General features: G+C 62.0%; 21 protein-coding genes. 8 read left to right on the forward strand and 13 right to left on the reverse strand.

The annotated features are described in order from the left end of the window. The first annotated feature begins 144 nt into the window (after positions 1-144). The gene (locus ACEN8E_RS26270; protein ID WP_495590431.1) at positions 145-2,004 is read left to right on the forward strand and encodes a TonB-dependent receptor domain-containing protein; all 1,860 of its coding nucleotides are present in this window, start codon (positions 145-147) and stop codon (positions 2,002-2,004) included. Between the two features lie 109 nt (positions 2,005-2,113). On the opposite strand, the gene ACEN8E_RS26275 is transcribed toward ACEN8E_RS26270, so the two are convergent. The 12 genes from ACEN8E_RS26275 to nrdR all read right to left on the reverse strand — a co-directional run bounded on the left by ACEN8E_RS26275 (position 2,114) and on the right by nrdR (position 10,955). Beyond that, on the reverse strand, positions 2,114-2,914 hold the full coding sequence (locus tag ACEN8E_RS26275; RefSeq protein ID WP_495590432.1) for a cobalamin-binding protein: 801 nt from the start codon (positions 2,912-2,914) through the stop codon (positions 2,114-2,116). Further along, positions 2,914-3,333 carry an MFS transporter gene (locus ACEN8E_RS26280; protein WP_495590433.1) on the reverse strand — a complete coding sequence of 140 codons (420 nt, stop codon included), beginning with the start codon at positions 3,331-3,333 and terminating at the stop codon, positions 2,914-2,916. The genes ACEN8E_RS26275 and ACEN8E_RS26280 overlap by 1 nt, the downstream gene beginning before the upstream one ends. Beyond that, entirely contained in the window at positions 3,330-3,947 is a 618-nt protein-coding gene (gene ribA / locus ACEN8E_RS26285; RefSeq protein ID WP_008018152.1) for a GTP cyclohydrolase II, read from the reverse strand. Before ribA ends, ACEN8E_RS26280 begins: the two co-directional genes overlap by 4 nt. Before the next feature lie 240 nt (positions 3,948-4,187). Further along, positions 4,188-4,928, reverse strand: a complete 741-nt coding sequence (locus ACEN8E_RS26290) for a substrate-binding periplasmic protein (protein WP_495590434.1) — start codon at positions 4,926-4,928, stop codon at positions 4,188-4,190. Positions 4,929-4,980: 52 nt separating this feature from the next. Then, positions 4,981-5,484: a phosphatidylglycerophosphatase A family protein gene (locus ACEN8E_RS26295; RefSeq protein WP_495590435.1), complete on the reverse strand. Its 504-nt coding sequence runs from the start codon at positions 5,482-5,484 to the stop codon at positions 4,981-4,983. Beyond that, positions 5,481-6,446, reverse strand: coding sequence for a thiamine-phosphate kinase (gene thiL / locus ACEN8E_RS26300; RefSeq protein WP_495590436.1), 966 nt, complete (start codon positions 6,444-6,446; stop codon positions 5,481-5,483). The genes ACEN8E_RS26295 and thiL overlap by 4 nt, the downstream gene beginning before the upstream one ends. A gap of 28 nt (positions 6,447-6,474) precedes the next feature. Then, on the reverse strand, positions 6,475-6,975 hold the full coding sequence (gene nusB / locus ACEN8E_RS26305) for a transcription antitermination factor NusB (protein ID WP_007970164.1): 501 nt from the start codon (positions 6,973-6,975) through the stop codon (positions 6,475-6,477). Beyond that, complete coding sequence (ribH, locus tag ACEN8E_RS26310; protein ID WP_003228649.1) at positions 6,972-7,448, reverse strand: 6,7-dimethyl-8-ribityllumazine synthase; 477 nt, start codon at positions 7,446-7,448, stop codon at positions 6,972-6,974. The genes nusB and ribH overlap by 4 nt, the downstream gene beginning before the upstream one ends. A gap of 91 nt (positions 7,449-7,539) precedes the next feature. After that, positions 7,540-8,631 carry a bifunctional 3,4-dihydroxy-2-butanone-4-phosphate synthase/GTP cyclohydrolase II gene (ribBA, locus tag ACEN8E_RS26315; RefSeq protein WP_085718199.1) on the reverse strand — a complete coding sequence of 364 codons (1,092 nt, stop codon included), beginning with the start codon at positions 8,629-8,631 and terminating at the stop codon, positions 7,540-7,542. 16 nt (positions 8,632-8,647) lie between these two features. Beyond that, positions 8,648-9,313 (reverse strand): riboflavin synthase, encoded by a 666-nt coding sequence (locus tag ACEN8E_RS26320; protein ID WP_046815884.1) that lies wholly within the window; start codon positions 9,311-9,313, stop codon positions 8,648-8,650. Between the two features lie 47 nt (positions 9,314-9,360). Continuing rightward, entirely contained in the window at positions 9,361-10,494 is a 1,134-nt protein-coding gene (gene ribD / locus ACEN8E_RS26325) for a bifunctional diaminohydroxyphosphoribosylaminopyrimidine deaminase/5-amino-6-(5-phosphoribosylamino)uracil reductase RibD (RefSeq protein ID WP_495590437.1), read from the reverse strand. Next, the gene (nrdR, locus tag ACEN8E_RS26330) at positions 10,491-10,955 is read right to left on the reverse strand and encodes a transcriptional regulator NrdR (RefSeq protein WP_003228656.1); all 465 of its coding nucleotides are present in this window, start codon (positions 10,953-10,955) and stop codon (positions 10,491-10,493) included. The genes ribD and nrdR overlap by 4 nt, the downstream gene beginning before the upstream one ends. A 127-nt stretch (positions 10,956-11,082) precedes the next feature. On the opposite strand from nrdR, the gene ACEN8E_RS26335 reads away from it, so the two are divergent. The 3 genes from ACEN8E_RS26335 to trxA are packed head-to-tail and all read left to right on the forward strand — an operon-like array spanning position 11,083 to position 13,112. Beyond that, complete coding sequence (locus tag ACEN8E_RS26335) at positions 11,083-11,547, forward strand: hypothetical protein (RefSeq protein WP_495590438.1); 465 nt, start codon at positions 11,083-11,085, stop codon at positions 11,545-11,547. Next, complete coding sequence (locus ACEN8E_RS26340) at positions 11,544-12,200, forward strand: class I SAM-dependent methyltransferase (RefSeq protein ID WP_495590439.1); 657 nt, start codon at positions 11,544-11,546, stop codon at positions 12,198-12,200. Before ACEN8E_RS26335 ends, ACEN8E_RS26340 begins: the two co-directional genes overlap by 4 nt. 39 nt (positions 12,201-12,239) lie before the next feature. After that, positions 12,240-13,112: a thioredoxin gene (gene trxA / locus ACEN8E_RS26345; protein WP_495590440.1), complete on the forward strand. Its 873-nt coding sequence runs from the start codon at positions 12,240-12,242 to the stop codon at positions 13,110-13,112. A gap of 103 nt (positions 13,113-13,215) precedes the next feature. Here trxA and ACEN8E_RS26350 read toward each other — a convergent pair whose 3' ends face one another. Further along, positions 13,216-13,557 (reverse strand): hypothetical protein, encoded by a 342-nt coding sequence (locus ACEN8E_RS26350; RefSeq protein ID WP_495590441.1) that lies wholly within the window; start codon positions 13,555-13,557, stop codon positions 13,216-13,218. A 135-nt stretch (positions 13,558-13,692) separates the two neighbouring features. Between ACEN8E_RS26350 and ACEN8E_RS26355 the strand changes: the two genes are divergently transcribed. The 4 genes from ACEN8E_RS26355 to ACEN8E_RS26370 all read left to right on the forward strand — a co-directional run bounded on the left by ACEN8E_RS26355 (position 13,693) and on the right by ACEN8E_RS26370 (position 16,937). Next, positions 13,693-14,283 (forward strand): DUF2796 domain-containing protein, encoded by a 591-nt coding sequence (locus ACEN8E_RS26355; RefSeq protein WP_495590442.1) that lies wholly within the window; start codon positions 13,693-13,695, stop codon positions 14,281-14,283. 146 nt (positions 14,284-14,429) lie between these two features. Continuing rightward, positions 14,430-15,140: an ABC transporter ATP-binding protein gene (locus tag ACEN8E_RS26360; RefSeq protein ID WP_008018167.1), complete on the forward strand. Its 711-nt coding sequence runs from the start codon at positions 14,430-14,432 to the stop codon at positions 15,138-15,140. Between the two features lies 1 nt (position 15,141). Beyond that, positions 15,142-16,407, forward strand: coding sequence for an ABC transporter permease (locus ACEN8E_RS26365; RefSeq protein WP_495590443.1), 1,266 nt, complete (start codon positions 15,142-15,144; stop codon positions 16,405-16,407). A gap of 11 nt (positions 16,408-16,418) precedes the next feature. Beyond that, positions 16,419-16,937, forward strand: a complete 519-nt coding sequence (locus ACEN8E_RS26370) for a DUF3299 domain-containing protein (RefSeq protein ID WP_493726692.1) — start codon at positions 16,419-16,421, stop codon at positions 16,935-16,937. Positions 16,938-17,005 lie beyond the last annotated feature (68 nt).

Below are 17,005 nucleotides of genomic sequence, written 5' to 3' on the forward strand. Positions count from 1 at the left end.
GTGGGAGCGGGCTTGCCCGCGAAGAGGCCGGTATATCCAACATCAATGTTGGCTGTGCCGATGCCTTCGCGGGCAAGCCCGCTCCCACAGTGTTTTACGGGCCCCTCAAAATTGCCTTTGCCTCAAAGCACCATCGGACTACCCATGAAGTTTTCCCGCCTCGCCCTGCCTCTGTTTCTGCTGCCCACCGTCAACGCCCTTGCCGACACCTTCGAACGCGACCAGGCCCTGAAGCTGCCCGACGTGCTGATCAGCGCCAATCGCCAGGTCGAAGCACGCAACGACAGCAGTGCCGCCAACACCGTATTCACCCGCGACGACATTGATCGCCTGCAACCCGATAGCGTCACGGATCTGTTGCGCCGGGTGCCTGGCGTGCAGGTCTCGCAGACCGGTGGGCGCGGCAGTCTTCCGGGGGTCTTCATCCGCGGCACCCAGTCGGCCCAGAGCCTGGTGTTGGTGGATGGTCAGCGCATCGGCAGTTCGACCTCCGGCGACAGCAACCTGCAACACATCAACATCGAGCAGGTCGAGCGCGTGGAAGTGCTGCGCGGCTCCCGCTCAGTGATTTATGGCAGCGATGCGATTGGCGGGGTAATCCAGATCTTCACCCGCCGTGGCGGCGAACAGGGCCTGCAACCTCGACTGCACACGGGTTTTGGCAGCAACCAGACATGGGAGCGCAGCCTTGGCCTGTCCGGCGGTGATCAGCGAACCCGCTTCAACCTCGGCGCCAGCCTCGACGAAACCGCCGGGATCAATCGCACCCACGAGTCGTTCCCCAGCGATGGCGATCACGACGAATACCGCAACAAGTCGCTCAGCCTGAGCTTGAGCCACGCGCTCAGCGATGACATCGAGATCGGCGCCAACGCACTGGATAACCGTGGCAAGAGCGAGTTCGACAGTCCGTTCGGGTCAGTTCAACAGCAGCCCTACAACGAATTCGAGGTGAGCAGTGTCAGCAGTTACATCGACGCGCGCATCAATGAAGTATGGAAAACCCGTATCGAATTCGGCCACAGTGAAAACCGCGAGAAAGACCTCGACAAGCTCAGTGACGAACGCAGCGTGTTCAACACCTATCGCGACTCGGTGACCTGGCAGAACGACCTGGCGCTCAACGAGCGCAACAGCCTGATGCTCGGCGGCGACTGGTATGAAGACCGGGTCAACAGCACCACAGCGTTCGACGAAGACAGCCGCTGGAACCGAGCCGTGTTTATCCAGCATCGTTTTCAGGCGGACAGTTTCTCCACGGAGCTGGGCCTGCGTCACGACGATAACCAGCAGTTCGGCAGCCAGAATACCTGGAGCGGCACCTTCACCCTGCCGCTGAACCCGGACAACGAAGTGCTGCTGACCTACAGCGAAGGCTTCCGCGCGCCGACGTTCAACGATCTGTACTACCCCGACTTCAGCAACCCGGACCTGAAGCCTGAAACCTCGAAAAGCTATGAGCTGCAGTGGCGCAGCCAATTGACCGAGAGCAGTCGCCTGGAGACGTCGCTGTATCGCACCGACCTTCAAGACGCGATCATCTTCGGCAGCAACTCGCGCCCCGAGAACGTGGCCTCGGCACGAATCAACGGCTTCGAAGCAGCGCTGAAGCAGGAACTGTTCGACTGGCAGAGCAATCTCGGCGTGGCGATCATCGACCCGCGCGACCGCGACACGGGCCACACCCTGGCCCGTCGCGCGCGGCGTACTTTGAGCTGGGATCTGGACCGGCAGTTCGACCGCCTGGGCCTCGGCGCCAGTTGGCAAGCGGTCAGCAGCAGCTATGACGACCTGAACAATCAACAGCCGCTTGGCGGCTATGCCTTGTTGGGCCTGCGCAGCAGTTGGGAACTCAATCGTGAAATCAGACTGGAGCTGAAGGTCGACAACCTGCTGGACAAGGGTTACAGCCGGGCGTTGTACAGCTACCAGGGTAACCAGTACGGGTATCGCGAGGAAGGTCGGGCGTGGCTGTTCGGGGTGACGTGGACGCCGGAGCTCTGATCCGAAATTTGTGTTGCCTGGATCGGCCTCTTCGCGGGCAAGCCCGCTCCCACAGGTTTAGCGTGATCCTGTGGGAGCGGGCTTGCCCGCGAATGCAGACGCAGCGACCTTAGCGATCAGGTGCGATCAACTGGCACAGCCTGGCAGTGGCCTCGATCATCTGCCCACTCGGCCGCTCCAACCCCTTGTCCACCACCAGGCGCAATTGCCTTTGTGCCACCGCCGCCACCTGTGGCCAGGCTTTCCACGCATCAAGCTGCGCTTGCTCACCGGCCAGAATCACCTCTGGATTACGCTGCAACACGGCTTCCACGCTGACTTGCGGTGCCGGCAAATTCAGGTCGGCAAACACGTTCTGGGCACCACACACCTCCAGCGCATCGCTGATGATCTGCTCACCGCCAACCGTATACAGCGGCCGATCCCAAACCTGATAGAACACGCGCAACGGCTTCTCCCGGCGATAGCGCTGGCGCAGCTCTCCCAGTCGTCGGCGCAAATCGCTGGCTAAAGAAGCTCCCCGCTCAGGCCGGCCGAGCTGAGCGGCAATGGCTTCGATCTGCAGGGTGAGCTGATCCAGACTGTGGGGCTCGGCGACATAGGTGGGAATATTCAGGCGCTTGAGCTGGTCGCGCTGGGCCGGGCCGACGCTACCGGGCCATAGCAGCAAAAGATCGGGGTTCAGGCTGAGCAAGCGTTCCACGTCCAACTGGCCATAGCGGCCAACGGAGGGCAGGCTCTTGAGTTCGGCCGGACGCTCACCGGCGTCCAGCACACCGACCAGGAGGTCGGCAGAGCCTAGTTCAACGACGATTTCAGAGAGCGACGGTGCAAGGCTGACAACCCGCTCGGCCGCAATGGCCGAGCGGCTGGCGGCCAGCAGCAAAACCGCCAGCCAGACTGCACGCATCAACCGAGTTGACGCGGAATACGGTAGAGGTAGAACAGCACCGCGGTCGACAGCGCCAGCAGCATCAGCGGCACCGCCTCAAGACCGACGAACACCGCCAGGGCACCAATCCAGGCCGGCAGGCCGGCGGCGAGGAATGCCGTGCGCCGCTTGGCCGCCAGGTTGATCCAGGCGCCAGGCTCTTCAGGGGTATCGAGGGCTTTCTGAGTGGCGATCAACGCGTGTTTGTAGGCGCCGAAAAACTTCAGGCTGACAAACATCGAGGCGACTCCGGCGATGAACAACGGCATCGCCAGCACCGGCAGGATGGCTTCGCTCTGGCCGAACAACGCGTTGATCACAAACAGCGGCAACAAGGCCAGTGCCAGGTACTGCCACCAGCTGACGGACAGTCGCCGCCGAACCTGACCGCGGGTCACGCCCGGTCTACCTCGCCCTGATGCTCGTTGCCCATCATGTGGTCGAGCTTGCTGGCCTTGGTCGCCAGGTAGAGCCGGTTATGCGGGTTGTGGCCGGTGTGCAGCGGCACGCGCTCGGCGACCACGATACCCATGTCGGTCAAGGCTTTGACCTTGCGCGGGTTGTTGGTCATCAGGCGCAGGGACTTCACGCCCAGGTGCTCCAGCATCGGCAGGCACATGGCGTAGTCACGCTGGTCGGCGGCAAAGCCCAGACGCTCGTTGGCTTCAACGGTGTCGGCGCCACCGTCCTGCAGTTCATAGGCACGGATCTTGTTCAGCAGGCCAATGCCACGGCCTTCCTGGCGCAAGTACAGCAACACGCCACGACCTTCACGGGCAATCGCCTGCAAGGCAGCCTCCAGTTGCGAGCCGCAGTCGCAACGCTGGCTGAACAGGGCATCGCCCGTCAGGCATTCGGAGTGCAACCGGCCGAGTACCGGGGCACCGTCGGCGAAATCACCCAGGCTCAGCACAACGTGCTCGCGGCCGGAGGCTTCATCGAGAAAGCCGTGCATGGTGAATTGCGCAAAAGGCGTTGGCAGCTTGGAAGCGGCGACAAAAACGACAGGCACCGGTGTGCTCCTGATCTAAAAGTCTGAAGATTCGCAGAGCCGGCATTGTAACAGCAGGTTCCAAACGACGCTTAGGCTGAATTATCGGCGATAACTATCAAAAAGTTTGATATCAGGGCTGACAATATCCTCTATGGGAGCGAGCCTGCTCGCGAAAGCGGACTTCCAGTCGAGGAAAATGTTGACTGATATGCCGCCATCGCGAGCAGGCTCGCTCCCACAGAAGGCTATGTCGGCTCTTCAATTGGAATCAAACGGATAAGGTTGTTTCCAGTGCTCGAAGATCGGTTTCAGTTCGCCGCTTTTCATCAGTTGCTCCATGCGCTGGTCGAACAGGGCCATTAACGCGCGGGCCTTCGGGGTCCTGGCAAAACACAGATACAGCGGCAACTCGGCGATATGGGTACGCCGCAACCGGGATGGATCCTTGGCGTGGTTGATAACGTAATCGACTTCGGTCAGGGCATCGATATAAAAGTCAGCGCGGTTGTGGGTCAGCATCGAAACGATGCCGGTACGCCGCAACACTTCGTCGAAGTGACGCACATTGGGCAAATAATGCTGGAAATCGTAACCGCGCACCCAAGCCAGTCGATAATTGCCCAGGGTTTGCGCAGTGGGTACCGGACCGTCTGCCAGGCCCAAGGCATAGATGTGATCGGTGTCGAAGCTCCAATGGGGATAGTCCACACCCTCGGACTCGTCACGATAGGAGCCTACACAGGCATCGACTTCGCCACGTTCGGCCAGGCCCAGCGAACGCAGGTAGGGCTCAGTGCGGATGTCGACCTTGACGCCCGCCGGCTCGAAGACTTGCCGTAGCACGTCCCAACCCAGTCCATGCCCGTCAGCAGCGGTATAGTCCTCCCAGTCTTCGCTGGCCAGGTGAATCACTGACGGCGGCGTAGCGCCTCCCCCTCCCGCCTGGGCAAAAGAGCAAAACATCGCGAACGCCATCACCATCAAACCGCGTAAAGCCATCCCTGCTACTCCCGATTAACCGCTCTCCTGATTAACGCCTGAAAATCCCCGATCAGGCGAAAAACCGCACCAGTCCCTGCATCGCCAACCAGGCGAACACGCCGGCCAGGACATCATCGAGCATGATGCCAACGCCGCCATGGACATGCCGGTCAATCCAGCGAATTGGCCACGGCTTGAGGATATCGAAGAAGCGGAACATCAGGAAACCCGCCAGCAACCACTGCCAACCTTCCGGCACCAGCCACAGGGTGATCCACATCCCGACCATTTCGTCCCAGACGATGCCTTCGTGGTCGTGCACCCGCAAATCGTCGGCCACTTTGCCGCACAGCCAGAAGCCGAACAACATGGTGATGCCCAGCATCAGCCAGTAACCCCAGTCGGGCAGCATCTGCCACAACGGGATAAAGGGCAGCGCAACCAACGAGCCCCAAGTGCCGGGCGCCTTTGGCAAGGTGCCCGAGCCGAAGCCGAACGCCAGGAAATGCCACGGATTACGCCAGACCGACGGCGGAACGTTTTCCGCCGGGACCTGTTTGGGGTGATCTGTCACGGTGACTCCCGAAAATGTTGATAACCCCGGGTGTGCGGGGTGATGTCTTTGCCATCGGCGTCCAGCAGTTTCACGCCCTGCCCCGTCGTCACCTGGCCGATCACATGTATCGGCCAGCCGTCGGCCAGCAACAGCGGTAACTCGACGGACGGCAAGGTGAAGGCGAGGACGTAATCGTCGCCGCCGCTCAGGGCCGCAACCTGTGCGTCCGACTGACCGAGAAAATCGACCAGACTCTGCGACAACGGCAAACGATCCCGTTCGACTTCGATTCCGACCTTCGAGGCCAGCGCGATATGCCCGCAATCAGCGAGCAGGCCATCGGAGATATCCATGGCCGAGGTGGCCTTGCCACGCAATGCCTGACCCAAGCCAAGCTGCGGTTGCGGCGACCAGTAATGCGCCAGCAACGGTTCGGCAATGTTCGCTTCGGCCGTGCGCTGGCCGAGCACCAATGGCAAAGCACCGGCGGCATTGCCCAGGTCACCGCCGACACACAACAGATCGCCCGGTTGCGCACCGCTGCGGGTCAGCGCCAGACCGGCTGGCACGCGCCCGAACACGGTCATGGTCAGGCTCAATGGTCCGCGGGTCGTGTCGCCACCCACCAGCGCCACGCCACAGCTTTGTGCCTTCTGGTTCAAACCACGGGCATAGGCTTGCAGCCAATCGGCAGTCACCGTCGGCAATGTCAGGGCGAGGGTAAAGGCAACGGGAGTGGCGCCCATGGCAGCCAGGTCGCTGACGGCCACAGCCAGCGAGCGCTGACCGAGCAGAAACGGATCGCAGGGGTCGGCGAAATGCACGCCGGCCACGAGGGTGTCGGTAGAAATCGCCAACTGCTCCCCGGGAGGAACAGCCAGCAAGGCGCAGTCATCGCCAATCCCGAGGGCAACGCCTTCGCCGCCTTGCGCACAAGGCGCGGCGGCAAAGAAATTGCGGATCAGCTCAAACTCGCCCATGGCTTCGTGCCGACGTTACAAGCGCCGATCAGCGCTTGAACGCCTTCACTTCAGCTTCACGCAGACGCGGGGCCAGCTTGTCGAGCACACCGTTGACGAACTTGTGGCCGTCGGTGGAACCGAAGACCTTGGCCAGTTCGATACCTTCGTTGATCACAACGCGGTATGGCACGTCGACGCGCTTGAGCAGCTCCCAGGTGGACAGGCGCAGAACCGCCAGTTCAACCGGGTCGAGCTCTTCGATGGTCAAGTCCAGGCAAGGCTTGAGTGCGGTGTCGATTTCGGTCTTGAACTGCGGAACCCCGTGCAGGATTTCGCGGAAGTACGCGCCGTCGACATCGCTGAAATCGTTATCGACCCGGAACTGCGCTTCGATCTCGTTCAGCGATTGCTTGGCCATGTGCCATTGGTACAGCGCCTGAGTCGCGAGCTGACGGGCTTCGCGGCGCTTGGCGCTTTTCGATGGCTTGCCGGCATCCGCAGGCTTTGGATCGCGCGGGTTGAAACGATCGCTATCGTCGCTAATCACTTGGCCTCCAACTGCGCCAGCAGGCTGACCATTTCCAGAGCGGACAGGGCAGCTTCAGCACCTTTGTTGCCGGCCTTGGTGCCGGAACGCTCGATGGCTTGCTCGATGGAATCAACGGTCAGCACGCCGAATGCAACCGGTACGCCGAACTCCATGGACACCTGGGCCAGGCCCTTGGTGCATTCGCCAGCCACGTATTCGAAGTGCGGGGTGCCGCCACGAATGACTGCGCCCAGGGCGATGATTGCCGCGAACTCGCCCTTTTGAGCGACTTTCTGCGCAACCAGCGGGATTTCGAAGGCGCCAGGTGCGCGGATGATGGTGATGTCGCTTTCGCTTACGCCGTGGCGAACCAGGGCATCAACTGCACCGCTGACCAGGCTTTCAACGACGAAGCTGTTGAAACGGCCCACTACCAGAGCGTAGCGGCCTTTAGGGGCGATGAAGGTACCTTCGATGGTCTTCAGGGTCATTCGTTAGATCTCTTAAAGAGCCGGGACACGTCTCGTACGTGCCCCTCAGTGATATTTGAACCGCGAATTCAGGGCCGGAAACTGCCGGTCATTATTCGGAGGGCACGTATTCTACAACTTCCAGATCGAAACCGGATATCGCATTAAATTTCATCGGTGCCGACATCAGGCGCATTTTGCGTACACCAAGGTCGCGCAGAATCTGCGAACCGGCGCCCACGGTGCTGTAGGTGGTCGGCTTTTTCACCGCCAGGTGGTCGGCGGTTTCGCGGATGTGCGCCAGCAACACGTCGCCATCGAGCGGGTGACCGAGCAACAGCACCACGCCGCTGCCAGCCTCGGCAACCGTGGCCATGGCGGCGCGCAGGCTCCAGCGGCCTGGTTGCTTGACCATCAAAAGGTCACGCAGCGGGTCCATGTTGTGCACGCGAACCAGGGTCGGTTCTTCGGCACACACGTTGCCCAGGGTCAGTGCCATGTGCACGTCGCCTTCCACCGAATCACGATAGGTCACCAGGTTGAATTGGCCCAGTTCGCTGTCCAGTGGCTGCTCGGCAATCCGCTGAACGGTACGTTCGTGGATCATCCGGTAGTGAATCAGGTCGGCGATGGTGCCGATCTTGATGTCGTGTTCGGCGGCAAAAGCTTCCAGCTCGGCGCGACGGGACATGGTGCCATCATCGTTCATCACTTCGCAGATCACGCCGCTCGGCTCGAAACCGGCCATGCGTGCCAGGTCGCACGCCGCTTCGGTGTGGCCGGCGCGAGCCAGGGTGCCGCCGGCCTGGGCCATCAGCGGGAAGATGTGGCCCGGGCTGACAATGTCTTCAGCCTTGGCATCACGGGCGGCAGCCGCTTGTACAGTGCGTGCGCGGTCGGCGGCGGAGATGCCGGTGGTCACACCGGTGGCCGCTTCGATGGAGACGGTGAACTTGGTACCGAAACCGGAACCGTTGCGCGGTGCCATCAACGGCAGCTTGAGCAGTTCGCAACGCTCGCGGCTCATCGGCATGCAGATCAGGCCACGGGCGTGCTTGGCCATGAAGTTGATGTGCTCGGGCTTGCAGCACTCGGCGGCCATGATCAGGTCGCCTTCGTTCTCGCGGTCTTCGTCATCCATGAGGATGACCATCTTGCCTTGGCGGATGTCTTCAACCAGTTCTTCGATGCTATTGAGCGCCACAAGGCACCCCCTTCAGTCAGGATTTGAGGTAGCCGTTTTGGGCCAGAAAGCTTTCGGTAATGGTGCTGCCGGCTGTCGGTTCTGCTGCCTTGTCGCCCAGCAACAGGCGCTCCAGATAACGGGCCAGCAAGTCCACTTCCAGGTTCACCCGACGGCCTGGCTGGTACGACGCCATGATGGTTTCGCTCAGGGTGTGCGGAATGATGGTCAGCAGGAACTCGGCGCCATCGACTGCGTTCACGGTGAGACTGGTGCCGTCGACGGTGATCGAGCCTTTATGGGCGATGTACTTGGCCAGGTCCTTCGGCGCGCGAATGCGGAATTCCACAGCCCGTGCGTTTTCGGTACGGGCGACCACCTCGCCCACACCATCGACGTGACCGCTGACCAAGTGCCCGCCGAGGCGAGTGGTCGGGGTCAGGGCTTTTTCCAGATTGACCGGGCTGCCGCTTTTCAGATCGTTCATGGCGGTGCAGTCGAGGGTTTCGCGACTGACATCCGCTGCAAAGCCGTTGCCGGGCAACTCGACAGCAGTCAGGCACACGCCGTTGACTGCGATGCTGTCGCCCAGTTTGACGTCGCTCAGGTCGAGCTTGCCGGTTTCGACGTGTACCCGCACATCACCGCCCTTTGGGGTCAATGCACGAATACTGCCGATGGATTCGATGATGCCGGTAAACATGAGGTTCTCCTCGAGAACAAAGCCAAAGCTTGCGCGATGGCTGAAAATTATACGCTCGCAGCTGGCGAAGGAATGGCAGTGACTCGCCAGTCATCGCCCACCGCGCGAATTTCGGTAATTTTAAGCTCGGGCGCATCCTTCATTTGCGCAAGCGGCCAGTCCAGCAGCGGACGCGCCGAAGATCCCAAGAACTTGCCGGCGATGAAAATCTGGAACTCATCCACCAGCCCGAGCTGGGCAAAAGCACCCGCCAGACGCGGACCGGCCTCGACCAACACCTCGTTGACACCACGGGCGGAGAGCTCGACCAGCAGCTGACGCAAATCGACCTGGCCGTCATAGCCGGGCACGATCAGGCATTCCGGACCATTGGCATACTGTTCTTCCACCGCAACACAAGTGGCGACCAAGGCCGGGCCGGCCTTGAAGAATGGTGCATCCAGCGGTACCCGCAGGCGGCCGTCAACCAGCACGCGCAGCGGCGGGCGGCTCATGGCCAGGGCCGTTTGCTCGGCATCCAGTCCCAACTCATCGGCGCGCACGGTCAACCGCGCGTTGTCCGCCAGCACCGTGTCGGCACCGGTCAGCACTACACTGGCCTGGGCGCGCAGGCGTTGCACCGCCGAACGTGCGGCTGTACCTGTGATCCACTGGCTTTCTCCACTTTCCATCGCCGTGCGACCGTCCAGGCTCATGGCCAACTTGACCCGCACGAAGGGCAGGCCGTGTTCCATGCGCTTGAGGAAACCCTGATTGAGCTGGCGTGCCTCGCCTTCGAGCACGCCGCTTTCAGTGGCGATGCCGGCCTGGGCCAAACGCTGCAGACCGCGACCGGCGACTTCCGGGTTCGGGTCCTGCATCGCTGCGACCACACGGGCCACGCCGGCATTCACCAGCGCATCGGCACAGGGCGGCGTGCGACCGTGGTGGCTGCACGGCTCAAGCGTCACATAGGCGGTAGCGCCACGAGCCTGCTCACCGGCCGCGCGCAAGGCGTGGACTTCAGCGTGAGGCTCGCCGGCGCGAACATGCCAGCCTTCGCCGACAATCTGCCCACCCTGCACGATCACGCAACCAACCCGCGGATTGGGGTGCGTCGTGTAGTGCCCTTTGCGCGCCAGTTCCAGGGCACGGGCCATGAAATGAGCATCGAGGATGGCAAGTTCTGCGGGTGTGGTCATTCTTTCACCGGTTCACGGGCCAGGCGGTCGATCTCTTCGCGGAACTCGTTGAGGTCCTGGAAGCGTCGATACACCGAAGCGAAGCGGATGTAGGCGACTTCGTCGAGCTTCTGCAGCTCGGCCATCACCAGTTCACCGACCACGAGGGATTTGACCTCGCGTTCGCCGGTGGCACGCAGTTTGTGTTTGATGTGCACCAGCGACGATTCGAGGCGCTCGACGCTCACCGGGCGCTTTTCCAGCGCACGCTGCATGCCGGCGCGGAGTTTTTCTTCGTCGAACGGCTGGCGACTGCCGTCGGTTTTAATCAGGCGCGGCAACACCAGTTCAGCCGTCTCGAACGTCGTGAAACGCTCGCCGCAGGCCAGGCATTCACGCCGGCGGCGCACCTGTTCGCCCTCGGCGACCAGACGCGAGTCGATGACCTTGGTGTCGTTGGCACCGCAGAAGGGACAGTGCATGGTGGCAGGCAACAAAAAAAGGGAGGGCCATGGTAGCGCATCCCGGTGGCAAGACAAGCCATAGGGTTTGCGGTATACAGACGCAATGATCACTAGATCCATGGAATTCAGCTTTATGGAGCCACCGATGTCGTTACGTCCGCTCGTTTTGCTCAGTGTTTTCAGCCTGCTGGTGGCTTGCGGCAGCGACGCGCCCAAACCCCAGCCGCCAACGCCAGGCCCGGCGCCGCAACAGGCGCAGAAGAAGGCCAGGGAGGCCGCTGAGCTCGGCCCCCTGCCCGCCTATCAACGTGAACTGAGCGGCACCCTGCAAGGCGTGCCGGCAGGTGCCGAAGTCGAACTGGCATTGCTGGTGATCGACGAAAGAAACCGCCCGCAACAATTGCTCGCCAGCTCCAGCCTGATCGGCAACAACCAGGTGTTGCCGTTTCACCTGCGTTTCAACCCGGATGCCTTTCCGGTCGGTGCCCGTGTGGAACTGCGAGGCCGCGCCAGTCAGTCCGGCCAGTTGATCCTGCACCTGCCGTCGCAGTTGATTACCCAGCCGACCACCCAGGCCCTGGGCCAACTGCAATTCGTCAAAGCCCCATGAGTGCGCCGTTTGACCTGCAACGGGCCTTGGCTGAACTGCTCGGCGACGCACAACTGGTGGCCTGTCCGTTGCCGGAAACCGATTTGCAACTGTGGCTGATCGACGGCGACAACATGGACCGCGCCTTCAGCCCGGAAGAAACCCGGCGCATCCTGCATGAGCCACCGTACTGGAGTTTCTGCTGGGCCAGCGGTCTGGCCGTGGCCCGCTATCTGGCGGACAACCCGCATTGGGTCGAAGGCAAGCGGGTGCTGGATTTCGGGGCCGGTTCCGGAGTGGCGGGGATTGCCGCCGCCAAGGCCGGCGCACTGGAAGTGCTGGCCTGCGACCTCGACCCGCTGGCGATTGCCGCGTGCCGGGCCAATGCCGAGCTCAATGACGTACAGCTCAATTACTCGACGGACTTTTTCGCCGAGGCTGATCGCTTCGACCTGATCCTGGTGGCGGACGTGCTGTACGACCGGGCGAACCTGCCGCTGCTCGACCAGTTCCTCAGTCGCGGCCGGGAGGCGCTGGTGGCGGACTCCCGAGTACGGGATTTCCGCCATCCGTTGTACCGGCGCATCGAAATGCTCGAAGCCATGACCCTGCCGGACCTGGCCGAGCCCCACGAGTTTCGGCATGTGAGCCTCTATCACGCTGCCCGCGCCTGACCGTATAGTTGCCCCATTCACGCTTTTACGAGATTGCCCATGAGTCAGGAAACGCCGTACATCTTCGACGCCACGACTGCCGATTTCGACCAGTCGGTGATCGAGAACTCCTTCCACAAGCCGGTGCTGGTGGATTTCTGGGCCGAATGGTGCGCGCCCTGCAAAGTGCTGATGCCAATGTTGCAGAGCATTGCCGAGAGCTATCAGGGTGAGTTGCTGCTGGCCAAGGTCAACTGTGACATCGAGCAAGACATCGTCGCCCGCTTCGGCATCCGCAGCCTGCCGACCGTGGTGCTGTTCAAGGACGGCCAGCCTGTCGACGGCTTTGCCGGTGCCCAGCCGGAATCCGCCGTGCGCGCCCTGCTCGAACCCCATGTGCAGATGCCGCCACCGGCCGCCGCCGATCCGTTCGAGCAGGCCCAGGCGCTGTTCGACGACAGCCGCTTTGCCGATGCCGAAGCCCTGCTCAAAGTGCTGCTGGGTGAAGACAACACCAACGCCAAGGCGTTGATCCTGTACGCCCGCTGCCTGACCGAGCGCGGTGAACTGGGCGAAGCGCAAGCCGTGCTGGATGCCGTCAAGAGCGACGAGCACAAGGCTGCGCTGGCCGGTGCCAAGGCGCAGATCAAGTTTCTCGGCCTGGCCAGGGACTTGCCGGATGCCGCCGACCTGAAGGCCCGGCTGGCGAAGGATCCCCAGGACGATGAAGCGGTCTATCAACTGGCCATCCAGCAACTGGCCCGTCAGCAGTACGACGCTGCGCTGGATGCGTTACTCAAGCTGTTCACCCGCAACCGCAGCTACAGCGAAGGCTTGCCGCACAAGACCTTGCTGCAGGTATTCGAATTGCTGGGCAATGACCACCCGCTGGTCAGCACATACCGCCGCAAGTTGTTTGCCGCGCTGTACTAAACCGCCCCTGTAGGAGCGAGCCTGCTCGCGAAAAACCTGAGAGCACCGAGGTGAATCAGGTTTCCCGCGTTATCGTTGACGCCCATCGCGAGCCAGCTCGCTCCTACAACAGCCAGCGGTAAATCGGCGTATCGGTGCCGTTTTCCACCTTCACGTCCGGGCTGCGGCGCAACCGCACCAACAGGCGCTTGCCCGCCGCCGCGCTGCCGGTCAGGCCTTCGAGTTGATCGAGCAGATCCGGTCCGCTGAGCTGCCCGGCCTTGCGCAACAAATCCCGGGCGATCTGCCACAGCGCATCATCCTGATTCAGCGGTTTCGCCGCTGGCGCGCTGACTGCGGATTTTTCCACCTGCAACTGGGCCCCCAGTCGCACCCAGTCCGCGTCGTCCATCTCCAGGGTCAAGTCCACCGGCCAGTCGCCGATGCTTCCGCGAATTCGCAACATAGGTCTGCTCCCGCACATTTCTTGCGTGCATGCTCCCATGGGACTTGTGCAACGCCAAGCAGGCAGTCAAACTCTCCGCGCTAACGTTATAAGATTACATAACATATTCTTCATTTTACTTTTCGGAGACTCGTCATGCGTCGTCTGCTTCTTGCCCTGCCGTTTGCCATGCTGCCGTTGGTTGTCGCCCATGCCGCCGACGAACACGATCATGAGCATGGCAGCCTGGGCGCCCACGAACATGGCGTGGGACGCCTGAACGCGGCGCTGGACGGCCAGACCCTGGAGCTGGAGCTGGATAGCCCGGCCATGAACCTGGTGGGTTTCGAGCACGTTGCCAGCAGCGACGCAGACAAAGCCAAAGTCGCCGCCACCCGCGCCCGACTGGAGCAACCGCTGGCCCTGTTCAACCTGCCAAAAGCCGCTGGCTGCGTAGTGGAAAACCAGGAACTGGAAAGCCCGTTGTTCGGTGACAAACCCGATGCCGACGAGGATCACGATGAAGACGCCAAGGACGAGGACGGCCACGAACATCACCATGATCACAGCGAAATCCACGCTCGCTATCAGTTCACCTGCACCACACCGGCGGCACTGAAGTCGCTGGACCTGGCGAATATTTTCACCCGCTTCCCGGCCACCCGGAAAATTCAGGTACAACTGATCGGCCCGAGCGGGCAGCAAGGCGTTGAAGTGACGGACAAGGCTGCTGCGCTGAAATTCTGAATCACCTCGTTCCCCTTGTAGGAGCGAGCTCGCTCGCGATGGACATCAACGATAACGCGGGAAACCTGACTCACCTCGGTGATCTCAGGTTTTTCGCGAGCAAGCTCGCTCCTACAAGGGCTCACCACCAACCACACCGGTTTCACATGACCCAAGCACTCATCGAACTGTCCGACCTGGGCTTCAGTTGGCCCGGTCACCCGCCACTGCTGGATATCCCGGCGTTTCGCCTGGAGCGCGGAGAAACCCTGTTCCTCAAGGGCCCCAGCGGCAGCGGCAAGACCACCCTGCTCGGCTTGCTCGGCGGCGTGCAAAAGCCTGATCGAGGCAGCATCCGCCTGCTCGGCCAGGAGCTGACGCAACTCTCGGCCGGTGCCCGCGACCACTTCCGCGTCGATCACACCGGCTACATCTTTCAGCAGTTCAACCTGCTGCCGTTTCTGTCGGTGCGTGAAAACGTCGAACTGCCCTGCCACTTCTCGAAGCTGCGTGCCGAACGGGCAAAACAACGCCATGGCAGCGTCGACAAAGCGGCCGCGACGCTGCTCGCCCACCTGGGTTTGAAGGATGAAAACATCCTCGGCCGCCGCGCCGATTCGTTGTCGATCGGCCAGCAGCAACGGGTCGCCGCCGCCCGCGCGCTGATCGGTCAACCGGAGCTGGTGATCGCCGACGAGCCGACCTCGGCCCTCGATTACGACGCCCGCGAGAACTTCATTCGCCTGCTGTTCGCCGAGTGTCGCGAAGCCGGGGCGAGCCTGTTGTTCGTCAGCCACGACCAGAGCCTTGCGCCGTTGTTCGATCACAACCTGTCGCTGGCCGAACTCAATCGCGCCGCCACCCCGTCCGAGGTCTGAGATGTATTTGTTTCGTCTAGCCATGGCCAGCCTGGCTAACCGCCGCTTCACCGCGATCCTCACGGCGTTCGCCATCGCCCTGTCGGTGTGCCTGCTGCTGGCGGTGGAGCGCGTGCGCACCGAAGCCAAGGCCAGTTTTGCCAGTACCATCAGCGGCACCGACCTGATCGTCGGCGCCCGCTCCGGCTCGGTGAACCTGTTGTTGTACTCGGTGTTCCGCATTGGCAACGCCACCAACAACATCCGTTGGGATAGCTTCGAGCACTTCGCCAGCAACCCGAAAGTGAAATGGGCCATCCCGATGTCCCTCGGCGACTCCCATCGCGGCTACCGGGTGATGGGTACCACCGAAGCCTACTTCGAGCATTACCAGTACGGACGCCAGCAACACCTGGAGCTGGCCGATGGCCGGGCCTTTGCCACTGACCCGTTCGAAGTGGTGCTCGGTGCCGAAGTGGCCGAGGCACTGCATTACAAACTTGGCGACAAACTGGTGCTGGCCCACGGCGTGGCGGCGATCAGCCTGGTCAAGCACGACGACAAGCCGTTCAGCGTGGTCGGCATTCTCAAGCGCACCGGCACCCCGGTGGACCGCACGCTGCACATCAGCCTTGGCGGCATGGAAGCGATTCACATCGACTGGCATAACGGCGTACCGGCCCGGGGCGAGGGTCGTATCACGGCCGATCAGGCACGCAACATGGACCTCACGCCGCAAGCGATCACCGCGTTCATGCTCGGTCTGAACAACAAGATTTCGACCTTTGCCCTGCAACGGGAAATCAACGAGTTCCGCGGGGAACCGATGCTGGCGATCCTGCCGGGCGTGGCGTTGCAAGAACTGTGGAGCCTGATGGGCACGGCGGAAAAGGCCTTGTTCGTGGTCTCGCTGTTTGTGGTGCTGACCGGATTGATCGGCATGCTGACGGCCATTCTCACCAGCCTCAACGAACGCCGTCGGGAAATGGCGATTCTGCGTTCGGTGGGTGCGCGACCGTGGCATATCGCGACACTGTTGGTGCTCGAAGCCTTTGCCCTGGCGCTGTCAGGCGTGATCGCCGGTGTGGCGTTGCTGTATGTGTGCATCGCGTCAGCCCAGGGTTATGTGCAAGCCAACTACGGCCTGTACCTGCCGCTGTCCTGGCCAAGCGAGTATGAATGGACGCTGCTCGGTGGCATCCTCGTCGCCGCGTTGCTGATGGGCAGCGTGCCGGCCTGGCGCGCCTATCGCCAATCCCTGGCCGATGGCCTGTCGATCCGTTTATGAGGACGTTGAAAATGCCCCGCGCTGTACTTGCGCTGTTGATGCTGGTCGCCCTGCCCTTGTGGGCCGCCCAGCCGCGAGACCTGACCTGGTCGGAGATGATTCCGCCGGATGCGCCGAAAGAAGTGCCAAACATGACGCCGCTGCACGACTTGTCGCAGATGAGCAATGCCCTGTCGGCCGAGTCGGCACCGGCCGCCAGGCAGGATCTGCCCAACGCTCCGGTGGTCAAGACCCTCGATGGCCAGAACATTCGCCTGCCGGGCTACATCGTGCCGCTGGAAGTGAGCGAGGAAGGACGCACCACGGAATTCCTGCTGGTGCCGTACTTCGGCGCCTGCATCCACGTACCGCCACCACCGTCGAACCAGATCGTGCACGTCAAGAGCGAGGTCGGCGTGAAGCTCGACGAGCTGTATCAGCCGTACTGGATCGAAGGCGCGTTGCAGGTCAAGGCATCCACCAGTGAGCTGGCGGATGCCGGGTATCAGATGGAGGCGGACAAGATTTACCTGTATGAGCTGCCGGAGTGAAGCCGGTGGTTTTGTGCTGTCAGAAATGCTGCCTTCGCGAGCAGGCTCGCTCCCACAGGGGGGGAGTG

It is taken from the genome of Pseudomonas sp. Pseusp9 (assembly GCF_059491265.1).